Origin of the sequence: Flavobacterium arundinis (genome assembly GCF_038289855.1) — a bacterium.
Lineage (GTDB): Bacteria > Bacteroidota > Bacteroidia > Flavobacteriales > Flavobacteriaceae > Flavobacterium > Flavobacterium arundinis.
Genome location: NZ_JBBYHR010000001.1, coordinates 543,671 through 556,904, shown reverse-complemented (window position 1 = coordinate 556,904; position 13,234 = coordinate 543,671). Strand labels below are relative to the sequence as shown.

The 13,234-nt window shown below is 43.0% G+C and carries 7 protein-coding genes; 1 reads left to right on the top strand and 6 read right to left on the bottom strand.

The annotated features are described in order from the left end of the window. Positions 1-41: 41 nt before the first annotated feature. The 5 genes from AAEO56_RS02465 to AAEO56_RS02445 all read right to left on the bottom strand — a co-directional run bounded on the left by AAEO56_RS02465 (position 42) and on the right by AAEO56_RS02445 (position 10,242). The gene (locus tag AAEO56_RS02465; RefSeq protein ID WP_341695431.1) at positions 42-2,678 is read right to left on the bottom strand and encodes an Ig-like domain-containing protein; all 2,637 of its coding nucleotides are present in this window, start codon (positions 2,676-2,678) and stop codon (positions 42-44) included. Between the two features lie 279 nt (positions 2,679-2,957). Beyond that, positions 2,958-3,704 carry a LytR/AlgR family response regulator transcription factor gene (locus AAEO56_RS02460; protein ID WP_341695430.1) on the bottom strand — a complete coding sequence of 249 codons (747 nt, stop codon included), beginning with the start codon at positions 3,702-3,704 and terminating at the stop codon, positions 2,958-2,960. Beyond that, positions 3,697-5,436, bottom strand: a complete 1,740-nt coding sequence (locus AAEO56_RS02455; protein ID WP_341695429.1) for a tetratricopeptide repeat-containing sensor histidine kinase — start codon at positions 5,434-5,436, stop codon at positions 3,697-3,699. Before AAEO56_RS02455 ends, AAEO56_RS02460 begins: the two co-directional genes overlap by 8 nt. A 75-nt stretch (positions 5,437-5,511) precedes the next feature. After that, positions 5,512-5,949: a hypothetical protein gene (locus tag AAEO56_RS02450; RefSeq protein WP_341695428.1), complete on the bottom strand. Its 438-nt coding sequence runs from the start codon at positions 5,947-5,949 to the stop codon at positions 5,512-5,514. A gap of 402 nt (positions 5,950-6,351) precedes the next feature. Continuing rightward, a complete protein-coding gene (locus tag AAEO56_RS02445; protein ID WP_341695427.1) occupies positions 6,352-10,242 on the bottom strand; it encodes a T9SS type A sorting domain-containing protein in 3,891 nt (1,296 codons plus the stop codon). A 492-nt stretch (positions 10,243-10,734) separates the two neighbouring features. Between AAEO56_RS02445 and hutH the strand changes: the two genes are divergently transcribed. Beyond that, positions 10,735-12,243: a histidine ammonia-lyase gene (hutH, locus tag AAEO56_RS02440; protein ID WP_341695426.1), complete on the top strand. Its 1,509-nt coding sequence runs from the start codon at positions 10,735-10,737 to the stop codon at positions 12,241-12,243. A 92-nt stretch (positions 12,244-12,335) separates the two neighbouring features. Here hutH and AAEO56_RS02435 read toward each other — a convergent pair whose 3' ends face one another. Then, positions 12,336-13,229 carry a carboxypeptidase-like regulatory domain-containing protein gene (locus tag AAEO56_RS02435; protein WP_341695425.1) on the bottom strand — a complete coding sequence of 298 codons (894 nt, stop codon included), beginning with the start codon at positions 13,227-13,229 and terminating at the stop codon, positions 12,336-12,338. Positions 13,230-13,234 lie beyond the last annotated feature (5 nt).

Sequence of the window (13,234 nt, the reverse complement as noted above, 5' to 3'; positions counted from 1 at the left end):
CCGCAGCGTTAACTGCGGTTTGATCTATAAACAAGAGGTTTTTATTTCTTAACCATCTTCACCACTTTAGTGTAGCTTCCCTGCGAAACAATTACAGAGTAAATACCCGCGGCATAATTCTCCCCGATCCTCAGGTCTGAAAGTTCTTCAGGAGATACGGTGCGGTTATCCAGCATTTTGCCGGTAAGGTCATAAGCCTGTATTGTTATAGCCTCATCGCTTTCTGTTTCCAAAGAAAGGGTGAACGATGTTTCAAACGGGTTAGGGAAAGCAGTAAGCTCACGTACCGAGTCTTCATCGTTCGCCACATTCTGGCGCATTCCCGAAGAAAGTGTCGAAACATTGCAAGCAGCGCCATAAGGCCCGTAAACTCCATTTACCATTACTGCCACCTCAATACTGTAGGTAGTGTTGTAGGTATACGATGGCAGCATTTTTATCCTGAAATTCCTGTTTGGCCTGTCCACTATATCTGTAGTAGCACCATGCGTTACCCTGAAACGGTAGCCTTGTGCCAGTATCACCTCATCGGCATAAAGGTTAGTGCCAAAACCTGCAACTGTAATGCCGCAATCCTGTGCGCGCAATTGGGTCAGCGGCGGGGCAGGGGTGGTTACAGTGCATGCAGGGCCGTATGCGCCGTAAGTGCCGTTGATCTTCACGGCCACTTCTACTACGTAGATAATGTCATATTCATAGGCTGCAAGCTGTTTCAGCCTGAAGTAGCTCGCTGTGCCTTCTATAACCTGTATGCTCATATCACTGGAGTTGGTCACCCGGAAACGATAGCCCTGCGCCAGATTTACAGCAGTAGCATAAAGATTGGTACTAAAGCTTTCTACAGTACTGCCGCATGATGCCGCATTTAACGATGTTACCGGTAACTCTGGAGTAGTAATCGTACAAGCATGCCCATAATCGCCATAATTGCCATCATACAGGACTGCAACATCTATAGTATACGTAGTACCATATTCGTAGGATGCCAGCTGGTTTAGCCTGAAGTATCGTGAAGGCCTGTCTATTGTTTGTACTTCAGCGCCATTGGTTATCCTGAAACGGTAACCTTCGGCAAGAATTATAGGGTTGGCATATAAATTAGTGCCGAAGCCGGGAATAATAATATCACAATTATCCGCTTTTAGTTGTGTTGTCGATATATCAGGAGTAGATACGGTGCATGAAGATCCGAAGCCCCCCCATTCGCCATCGATCCTAAGAGCTACGTCTACTGTATAGGTGGTGCTATAAGCATAAGATGGAAGCATAGACACGCGGAATATATTATCATTGCGGGTTACAATATAAGTATTCACCCCATCGTATGCCCTGAACTGGTATTTTTCTGCCTCGGCAACCGGTGTTGCTTCAAGGTTAGCGTTAAGATTCGTTACGGTTATGCCACAATAGGCTGGTGCAAGCTGTGTTGTGGGTGCCACAGGCGTATCATCTGTAACGTGTACGACTATTTGAGCCCTTTCGCTTTCGCAACCTTCTACTGTAGCCTGCGATACATAATAAGTAGTATCCCCAAGTGTTGCAGTGTCTGGCGTAGGAGCAGTAGTGCTGTAGTTTTCTCCGAAAGCCGATGAAAACCATTTCAAAGAAGCCCCTGTTCCGCTAACGGCGGCTTGTAATGGTGTTGCTGTTGCCCCAAGTGAATAGGTAACATCTGAAGCCACAAGGGGCTGTGAAGGCATAGATACAACGGAGGATGTAATAGTAACCGTACAATGAATCTCATTCCAGTTTGCCATATTCGTTTTAACGGCTTTTACCGATGTTATGGGTCTATAGGCGCTTATGTCAAAAGTCATAATGCCGCTTCCGGAACCTATAAGGTTCCCGTTTACATAGTAGTCGAAATCTCCATCGCTCCATTCTTCAAATGCGTAATCCAGAGAGGCCACCCTTAAACTTGCAGAATCCTGGCAGGCAGTGAAATTTGAAAGTGATGTTTCCAGCCCGTCGCTGCTATACTGAGCGGCTGTAGCGCCCCCACCATTGGTGTATGGAAGCGTAGCCACTGCATTATGGTCTACAATATGAACTCTAATTTGCACCCTCTGGCTTTCGCATCCTTCTGCTGTGGCCTGCGATACCCAGTAGGAGGTGTCGCCAATTGAACTTGTATTAGGTGACGGTGCGGTCGCAGTGTAATTTTCCCCAGTCGGCGATGTATACCATTTTAAAGCTAAGCCGGGTGCCGAAACAGACGCTGATAATGGTAATGATAAAGCTCCCTCTACATAGGTAACATCCGGAACTATAAGCGGAGCAGGAGGCATAGAGGAAACTGGTGATGTAATGTTTACGGTAAAATGGATCTCATTCCAGTTCCCTATATCGGTCTTTTTTGCAGTTACCGTTGTTATCGGGACATATTCACTTATGTCAAAGGTCATACTGCCTTGACCTGATCCGATAAGGTTCCCGTTTACATAATATTCAAAATCCCCGTCAGTCCATGACCCTGCACCATAGTTAAGGGATGTAACGTTAAGTGTTGCAGAATCCTGGCATGATGAGAAGTTTGAGGATGAGATTTCAAGTCCATCGGTGACGAACTGTGAGGCCGTAGCCCCGGCGCCAACTGTATATGGGAGCGTGGCAGTTTGTCCAAAGGACACAAAGCCGCAACCCAACAACATAACGAATAACAGTAATTTTGTTTTCATGACTTTATTAATTTACAGGTTCCCTACTCTAAGGATTTTCGGGTTACTCCCCGCTTTTTATACCTGTGCGGACAGGAAGTTGGTCTTTAAATAGTGGTTATAATTGTCTGACAAAGGATACCGGCTACCTTTATTACAGTAAAAGTAAGGTGGCAGGTTTCGCCTGGACCTATTAATGTCACGAGTAGGCAAAAACATGTTATAAGAAGCATGAAACAATGCATAAAAAAATCCTTCAGGGCCCTGAAGGATTTTTTATGTGCAGCTAATGTATCGGGGTTATTTAATAATCCTTATTTGTTTTATAAAATCCTTGTAGTTGTCGCTTAGGGTAACTTTATGGTTGCCGGTGAGTATAACCAGATTGTCATTGGGTATAATTTCTTCTATTTTATCCCTGTTCACCAAATAGTTACGGTGTGTCCTTACAAATTTAGTCTTATCTAAAATTTCAGTTATTTTTTTTAAGGAAAGCAGTATTAAAAACTTTTCGTCTGTGGTTGTTATAGTACTGTACCGCTCTTCAACTTCAATATACAGTATGTTGCTTATCAATACTTTTTTTAAAGAATTGTTCTTTTTGATGAAAAGGTGATCGTTGCTTATAACCGTATCCTGTGCATCATCCAGAAAAACATTGTCCTGACCGTAAAATTTTTCTACAGCCATTTCGATGGCATAGATAACCTCCAATTCGTTAAAAGGCTTCATTAAAAAACTAAAAGGGCGCGTAAGCTTTGCCCTTTCAAAAATATGCCTGTCCTTGCTGTTCGTTAAAAATACAAATGGCCTTGCAGCGTCCGGAACCGCATTAAGGGTTTCGGCAAAGGTGATCCCCTCAGGGTTGCCATTCAGGAATATATCTATGATAACCACATCTGCCCCCTTGCTGTAAAACTGTGCCAGTGCGTCACTATAACTGTTTGCAATACCCGTTACGGTATAATTATTATCAAGCAGGGTTTTTTCCAGCATTTTGCCTTCGGCAGGCGTATCTTCGATAATGAGCACATTTATATTATCCATTGACGGCACTTTTCGGTAATGATACAATCATTTTAGTTCCTTTATTTTCCCGGCTTTTGATCGAAAATTTTCCTTTATTCTTTTTTATGAGCGATTTGCATAATTGTAAGCCAAGCCCTGTACCAATTTCCTCTCCCTGTTTTTTGGACAACTGCACCGTTTCTTTCAGCAGCGACTGTTTTAAATCTTCGCTCATTCCCCTGCCGTTGTCTTCTATAACAATAGAATTGCTAAAGCCATCATTATCATCATCCAGATATATCCTGATGATACCTTCCGGATAGGAAAATTTAATGGCATTATCCAGAAGATTCCTTAAAATTATTTTTAAAGAATCGGTATCAGCCATTAAAAGAATATTTTTTGGCAGGCTGTTTTCGAAATTAATATGCTTGTCAAGCATTAAAGGCTTGTAGTTATATATAACCTGTTCGGCAACATAATAAATCCTTACCGGCTCTATATTGAAATAGGACTGCCTGGTTTGCAGTAAAGCCCAGTTAAGGAGATTATCCAGTAAATTATAGGCTCCGTTGGCAATTGTACTGTTGTTTTGCAGTAATTTGTCCAGTTCATGAAAATTTTTAGTCTCCAAATTTTGCAACAGCATTTTGTTACTTTGCTTTAGTGCATTGACTGATGAGCGCAGGTCATGGCTTACTATCGAAAAAAGCCTGTCCTTGCTCGAATTCAATTCATCCAGTTCTGCTTTCTGGATGGATATTATTGTGTTTGTTTTTACTTTTTGGCGGTACACATAAATTCCGCCTGCAAGAAATAGAAGTACCGCCACCAATATAATGAAAAGAACGGTTTGCTCTGTTTTTTTTAGTTTATTTTCGGCAGTCAGCACATTTAGCTCTTTTTGTTTTTGCCGGATGGCAAAACGTTTTTCATATTCGGCGAGCTCCCATACTTTATTTTGGTTATTTAGAGAATCCTTCCAGTTTTCATATTCTTTCCTATAACCCAGGGCTTTTTGAAAATCATTTCGGTTTTCTTCTACGACCGCCATATTTATGGCTGCATTTCGCTTTATTTCAAAGTCCTTCGTTTTTTTTGACAGATCATACGCTTTTTTAAAGTACTCAATAGCCTGCTGGTCTTTATACTGTTCGTAATACAGTGTTCCTATATCCATACAAGAGCCGGTAATGAGCAGCGTGTCTTTATCGCGTTCCTGCAATTTCAGGCTGCCAAACAAAAATTTTTCAGCAATGCTATATTTTTGAAGGTGGAGGTAACATAAGCCCAAATTATGCAAAACGCTACTCCTCTTAAATCCATATCCTTTGTTTTCAGGTAGTTTTTCTATTTCATTGAATTTGGAAATCGCTTCCCAATAGTGCTTTTGTTCCAGCAATATTTCGCCCAGTGACAGCTTTACCTTATTGGCGAAGATGAATTTCCCGGAGGTAAGTAGAAATTCCTTTTTAGCTTCCTCAAGAAGTTTTTTCTCAAGAAAGCTAATGGCCCTGAAATAATGGCAATAATCGGCAATTTCGCTGTTATTGTCATTGCTGAGCTGCCTCATACTGTATACAAGCGTAGAATCCCAGTTTTTTGCTAAAAAAAATGTATGAGCTTTATAAAAATCAGGTTCTGATTTATACTTCAGGGCTTTATTTTTTATAGTCCTGTTAAGCATAGTGGGGTCAGTAGGCTTTTCTTTGGCCGAAAGAAAGCACTGAAAGCACAAAAGCATTACTATTGTAAAATTGATCCTTGCCAAAACCGAGTAATTTACCAATAAGGCCTGCCTGCGCAAAGCATTATCATTCGCGAATTATTTTTATAGATACCGCTATTAATTACGCTGTACATTAGTTATAGTCCCTCGAGATGCAACAGGATCTGAATCCCATAAAAATGCCTGGATCTGATCTATGCCGAACAGAGGGAAATCTTTAGGTAAGTGCATGGCATTAAGCTGAAAACTTAACTGATAGGCATTAAAATTTATCTGTTGCGATTCCTTTCCATCATATTGTATGAAAAACTGTACAATAGCGCTCCCATCATCAGAAATAGCATTATGCTGGTAAACTGTAAAGTTAGGGCTTAGGGTAGCATCTATAAATACTACTATACAAATTTGTATCGCTTCTTTAACATACATTGCATCAACTAAAGGCACGAGAGGTGTTTTTGACCGCGGCACCGTAAATATTATATTACCGATCGGCTCGATCTGATTTTCCATTGCGATGGATACTCCGGGAATGGTTAAAGGAATTAAATTCATAATAATTTGGTTTTTAAATTATTAAATAGGATATTATTTTGCTAAGGTAATAAATTAAATAATAAAATTCTTACTTTACAATAATTTAATACGACTGATCCCCAAAGGATTACAATAACTGTCGCGTAAGGATTATACTTTATAATTTGAAATCATAATAGGGGACAATTATAGTGTGAGCTTTGATGGCTGCCGTTTTAGTAAAAAAAAGGCAGGGCAATATAATATATACTAAGATAATATTATTAGGCAATTTTTACTGACTTCTACTAAATTACGAAAGTTATATTCACAGTTCAAAACCAAATTAAATACTGTTTATTTCCAACCTGTAAATACACTTTTTTGAAAACAAAAACCGCAGCGTTAACTGCGGTTTTATAAGCGATATGGAAGTGTGATTTATTTCTTAACCATCTTCACTACTTTAGTATAACTTCCCTGCGAAACAATTATCGAGTAGATACCTGCAGCATAATTTTCACCGATCCTCAGGCCTGAAAGCTCTTCAGGAGATACCGTGCTATTGTCCAGTATTTTACCCATAATATCATAGGCTTGAATGTGTACAGGCTCATTGCTTTCGGTTTCCAATAAAAGTGTAAACGATGTCTCATACGGGTTAGGAAAAGCAGTAAGTTCACGTACCGACTCTTCATCGTTCGCCATATTCTGTCGTGTCCCCGAAGCAGGTGTCGAAACCTCGCAGGCAGCGCCATACGGCCCGTAAACACCATCAATCAATACGGCTACCTCAATACTGTAGGTAGTGTTGTAGGTATACGATGGCAGCATTTTTATCCTGAAATTCCTGTTCGGCCTGTCCACAATATCTGTAGTAGCACCATGCATTACCCTGAAACGGTAGCCTTCTGCCAGTATCACCTCATCGGCATAAAGGTTCGTACCAAAACCTGCAACTGTAATGCCGCAGTCTTGCGCCCTCAGTTGGGTCACCGGCGGGGCAGGGGTGGTTACAGTGCATGCAGGGCCGTATGCGCCGTAAACACCACCCACGCTCACAGCTACGTCTACCGTGTAAACCGTGCTGTATTGATAGGATCCCAGTTGGTTTAGCCTGAAATAGCTGGCGCTGCCTTCTATGGTTTGCACACTTGCGCCATTGGCCACCCTGAAACGATATCCCGTAACCGAAGGCACAGTTGTGGCGTACAGATTAGTATTAAAGCCAGGGACAGTAATACCACACGATGCGCTGTTCAGCTGGGTTTGCTGTGCAGCGGGAGAAGTAACAGTACATGCCGGCCCGTATGGCCCGTAAACGCCGTCGGTTTTTATTGCTACCGTCACCGTATAGGTAGTGTCGTACTGGTACGATTCCAGCTGGTTTAGCCTGAAATAGCTGTTGGTCCCTTCTATTGTCTGCACATTGGCACCATTCACTACCCTGAAACGATACCCTTCGGCAGAAGCAACAGAAATGGCGTTCAGGCTTGTATTAAAGCTGTCCACGGTAGTATTACAGGATGCATTGTTTAACTGTGTTAGCGGGGCAGCAGGAGCGTTGACTGTACAAGCAGGCCCATAAGGCCCGTAAGCGCCATTAAAAAGAGTAGCAACCTCTACGGTATAAGTAACCCCATATTGATAAGATGGCAGCATATCTAACCTGAAATGATTGACGCTCCTGTTTAAAATTTGCACATTTGCCCCGTTGGTTATTTTAAAGCGATAGCTTTCGGCAAGATAAACAGTATTGGCAAGCAAAGGCGTATCAAAACTGCTTAGAGTACTGCCACAGGATGCCGTTGTAAGTTTGGTCAGCGGGTATGGTGGTGCGGTAACTGTACATGAATTTCCGTAAGCACCATAAACGTTATTGATCCTTACAGCTACCTCTACCGTATAGGTAATGGCATACTGATAGTTAGATAATTGGTTGAGCCTGAAGTTAAATTGTCCGTTAGTTATTATTTGCACGTTCGCCCCATTGGTTACCCTGAAACGATACGCCTCGGCCTGGCTTACTGCATTGGCGTATATGCCATAATTGAAGCCTTCGATGGTAATGTTGCAAAATCCGGGGTTTAGTTGGGTCAGAGGAATGGCAGGCGAGGTGACATTACATGTGGGGCCATAAGGGCCATAAACGCCGTTTATCTTTACGGCGACGGCTACCTGATAGGTCGTTACATAGTTATACTCTACCAGCTGATTCAGCCTGAAAGAGTTATCGGGCCTGTCTACAGTTTGAACATATGTCCCGATAGTTACCCTGAAACGATAGCCTTCCGCCAGTGGTACAGCGGTAGCAGAGATACCCGTGCCAAAGCTGGCAACTGTAGTTCCGCAATCCTGCGGCCTTAATTGGGTCACCGGAGGGGCAGGAGTTGCCACGGTACATGTTGGCCCGTAATCGCTCCATACGTCATCGATCTTGACCGCTACATCAATAGTATAGGTCTTGTTGTATGCATAGGAAGGAAGCATATTTACACGGAATATATTATTATTTCGGGTAATAATATTGGCAGTGCTGCCATCGGTCACCCTGAAACGGTATTGCTGTACAGTGGGTACAGGTATGGCAGCGAGATCATCGGTAAACTGTGCTATCGTTATGCCACAATAGGCAGGTGCAAGTTTTACAGGTGGCGTTGTAACGGTGCAAGCTGTACCATACGCGCTCCATTCGTCATCAATCTTCACGGCTACATCAATAGTATAGGTAGTATTGTAAGTATAATAAGGCAGCATGTTTACGCGGAATATAGTATCATTGCGGGTCACGGTATTTGTAATAGTGCCATCGGTTACCCTGAAGCGGTATTGCTGTGCTGTCTCAACAGGTAGGGCAGCAAGGTCGTCGCTAAACTGCGCTATCGTTATACCACAATATTCCGGTGCAAGCTCTGTTGTCTGAGAGCACCCCTCACAAACGGGCGGTGTTGTAACGGTACATGCTGTGCCATAGTCGCTCCACTGGTCGTCAACCTTTACGGCGACGTCAATAGTATAGACAGTGTTATAATTGTAGGTGGGAAGCATATCTATGCGGAATGTAGTATCATTCCTGGTAACGATAGTAGCCGTGGTACCATCAGATGCCCTGAACCGGTATTGTTGTGCATCCGGTACAGCTACAGCAGCAAGGTTATCACTAAATTCTGCTATGGTGATGTTACAATAGGCAGGAGCAAGTTGTGTGAGCGCGCAATTCTCACATACTACTTCCACAAGTTTCATTACCGAGGCCTTACCACCATTTTCGCCATCGCTATACCCCACATAAGCGGTGCCGGAAGCGTTAAATGCAAGTGAGGTTGCGCCTGCTATGCCTTCCGAAAATCCGGGAGTTCCTAAATAGTTCCATGACGTTCCGTTAAATTTCATTACTGATGCCTTGAAGCCATTGCTTTGATCCTGGAAAGCCACATTAGGATTACCCGAAAGGTCAAACATAAGGGAAGGGGAATATGCAGCCGCCCCTGTGAATCCGGGAGTACCTACATTTAACCATGAAGTCCCATTAAACTTCATTACTGTGGCTTTATAATTGTTGGCTATATCGGTGTATGCCACATAAGGTACATCATTAGCATCAAAGGTTAGATCGATGTTCTGTACTTCTCCTGCTGAGAATTCCGTGGCGCCCACGGCCTGCCATGAGGTACCGTTAAATTTCATTACCGTAAGTTTATGTTCAACCAAGTATTCGATTACTGTATAAGCCAGATAGGGAGTACCGGCGGAATCAACAGCAAGCGAAGTACCGAATAAATCTGTATTTATGTTATCGCCTAATGAAAATCCGGGAATGCCCACATATTCCCATGAAGTTCCGTTAAATTTCATTACCGTAGCCCTCATGCCATTTCCCCAATCTGAAAAAGCCACGTAAGGGACATCATTGGCATCAATGGTAAAAGACAGAAAATCTCCTCCGTACACAAATTGGGGCGGCCCTACACTTTCCCACGCGGTTCCGTTAAATTTCATCACTGTGGTTGTCTCCGACTCCCCTTCCCAATAGGCTACATAGGGTACACCTTCACTATCGATCTCAAGCGAGCACCAATATGCACTACTTGCCGAAAATCCCGGCTCACCTACAGTTTCCCAAGAGGTTCCGTTAAACTTCATAACGGTAGCTTTACTGTCGTTTGATGAATCCCGGTAGGCTACATAGGGTATGCCTGCAGGATCAAGGGCAAGAGAATTATAGCCCGCCCCCCCGGCCGAGAATCCGGGAGAGCCTACATTTTGCCAGGTTTGGGCCATGGCGGTTACTGCCCCAAAGAGCAGCATTACTAAGGTAATTGCTTTTTTCATAGTTATTATAATTAAATTGGTTGCGTAGGTGATAAGGAGCCCGTATGGCTGCAAACGAATGCACTACTTTTGCAGGATTATCGGGCAGCAGCATTTCTTTCATCGCTTAAATTTTAGTATTGATACTGATGTCTAAGAATGTAAAAGGCAGTTTTCGTAGTTCATTAGGTCGGGAAGTAATAGGTGGAACCCGAAAGACTGGTTTAAAAATAAATAATTTTAAATTGATTTTCAGTACTTTAACTATTTTGTCTATGCTTTATCCAGCTTTTTTTGTGATTTTTTATAAATAGTTATTTTATGACTGATAATTAATTATCTAGTAACTATTTATTCAAAAAATGTAAAATCACTTTCACGACATTTGTCGTGAAATTCAGGTACAGGCAATTGTATTAGTGTGGAGAAAAATTCCGTAAAATGAAAAGTTGCCAAAAATGTTGTTTTTTAATTATTGTTTAGTGAATTTTGAACACTCAAACAGACTTCATAATGGAAACTATACATTATATCAGCAGCGATGCCTTATCCCTTGAAATTGTGCACACCATCCTTTCCGAGGATAAAAAACTGGCCTTATCTGAAGAGGCGAGGGCCAATATCGAGAGGTGCAGGATGTATCTGGATGAAAAAATGAAATCGCATGATGATGCCATATATGGTATCAACACCGGTTTCGGTTCGTTATGTAATGTAAAAATTTCTAATGAGAACCTTACCAAATTACAGGAAAACCTTGTAATGTCGCATGCCTGCGGTACGGGCGATGAGGTTCCGTCGGATATCGTAAAGATCATGCTGCTGCTCAAAATACAGTCGCTCAGCTACGGGCATTCGGGTGTGCAGCTGGAGACGGTAGAGAGGCTCATCGACTTTTACAATAATGATGTCCTTCCTGTTATTTATGAGTTAGGCTCTCTTGGCGCGTCGGGCGACCTTGCACCACTGGCACACCTTTCACTGCCTTTACTGGGAATGGGCGAAGTGTACGCCGATGGTTTCCGACAGCCGGCAGGTAAAGTGCTGGATAAAATGGGGTGGAAGCCTATCGAACTAAAATCCAAAGAAGGGCTGGCATTACTCAATGGCACCCAGTTCATGAGCGCTTATGGGGTGTATATACTATTGAAATCTGTAAAATACTGCTACCTCGCCGATGTTATCGGGGCAATATCACTTGAAGGCTTTGACGGGCGCATAGAGCCTTTTGACGAGCTGATACACATGGTGCGCCCACACAAAGGGCAGATCGTTACGGCAAGGCGCTACAACGAATTGCTGGAAGGCAGCGAGATCATTGCGCAGGCCAAGCAGCATGTGCAGGACCCGTACTCGTTCCGTTGTATCCCGCAGGTACATGGCGCGACTAAAGACACTCTTGATTATGTAAAAAAGGTATTCCGTACCGAGATCAATTCGGTTACCGATAACCCTAATATATTTATTGAAAGCGATAAGATTATTTCAGGGGGCAATTTCCACGGGCAGCCTTTGGCTTTGACACTTGACTTTTTAGGTATTGCATTGGCCGAACTTGGCAGCATTTCCGAAAGAAGGACCTACCAGCTTATCTCAGGCCTGCGCGGGCTACCGCCATTCCTTGTAAGCAACCCTGGGCTTAACTCCGGTTTTATGATCCCGCAGTACACCGCAGCCAGCATCGTGAGCCAGAACAAGCAGCTGGCAACACCGGCTAGTATCGACAGTATTGTATCGTCTAACGGGCAGGAAGACCATGTTAGCATGGGGGCTAATGCCGCTACCAAAACACTGAAGATCATTAACAACATCGAACGCATACTGGCGATAGAACTGATGAACGCATCGCAGGCTATTGAATTCAGGAGGCCGCTGAAATCAAGCGAATTTATTGAGATGTTCCTGAAGTCGTACAGGGAAGAGGTGCCCTTGGTAACCGAGGACCGCATACTGCATTATGACATTGAGAATACCATTGCGTTCCTCAATAACATGCAGATCGATGAGAGTGTTTTTGAGTAGGTAATTATAATTACAGGCTACAACCCTTAATTGATATCGCTCATAAAATCAGTGAATATCTTCTGGATCTGTGTTATCTGTGTTCCCAAGTATTAATCCGATAACGTTACCTCTGCCATGATGTTATAGTATTTCTTATCATGGATATTAAATTTATTCGTCCACGTGCCTTTTTCATACAGCCATTGCGAACTCCGCTTATCAGTATAGCAGGATTTAAAGGGCGGGTCATAGTAAATATTGTAGTTCTTGCCCTCTCTGTCGAGTGCCCTGCCATATTTTAACGATAACAGGTCATACCTGTTGCTGTCGATGATAAGCCACTCTACTGCTACAAAAAAACCTTTTTTGGGTATCCGGATGTTCAGGGACGAAAGATCGACCGGGGTAATATGTCGTTTCTTTTTGGCGGTGCCAATGATATTCTCATCATACAATAGGTCTCCGGGGCTGCCATCTTCGGCAACCGCATAAAGCCGCACATTGAAAGTCGACCCGGGAGAGCGGCTTATGGTAACGAACTTTATATCTTTCAAAAAAGGCGTTGCGGCATATTCCTTTTTATAGGGTATAAACCGTGCCACCATGCGTGGATTGACCGTGGCAGATGCAGCGAAATAGGTTTCAGTCTCCTCATCCAGTGGATTTACGATCCTGAACATCCGGTTTTTCTTCTTTTGTATATTTACTTCATCAAGTTCAATGGCCTTTGCTTCCATTATTACTGTGCCGTTTATCGCAGCGGCGTTCAGGCTGACATCGGCATAGCCCACCGCGCTGAAGATGATGGTTTCGTTACCCTTTGTTTGTGGCAGTGTAAAATTCCCATTTTTATCTGCAGTGGTGCCTTTGTCCTCTCCCGCGATCCATATATTCACAAGAGGGACGGGCTGTTTTGTGGAGCTATTGAAAATAGTGCCTTTGATCTGGGCTAAAAAAACTAGTGGCCATACCAAAAAGGCAAAGTATAGAGTTTTTTGGATCATTTATC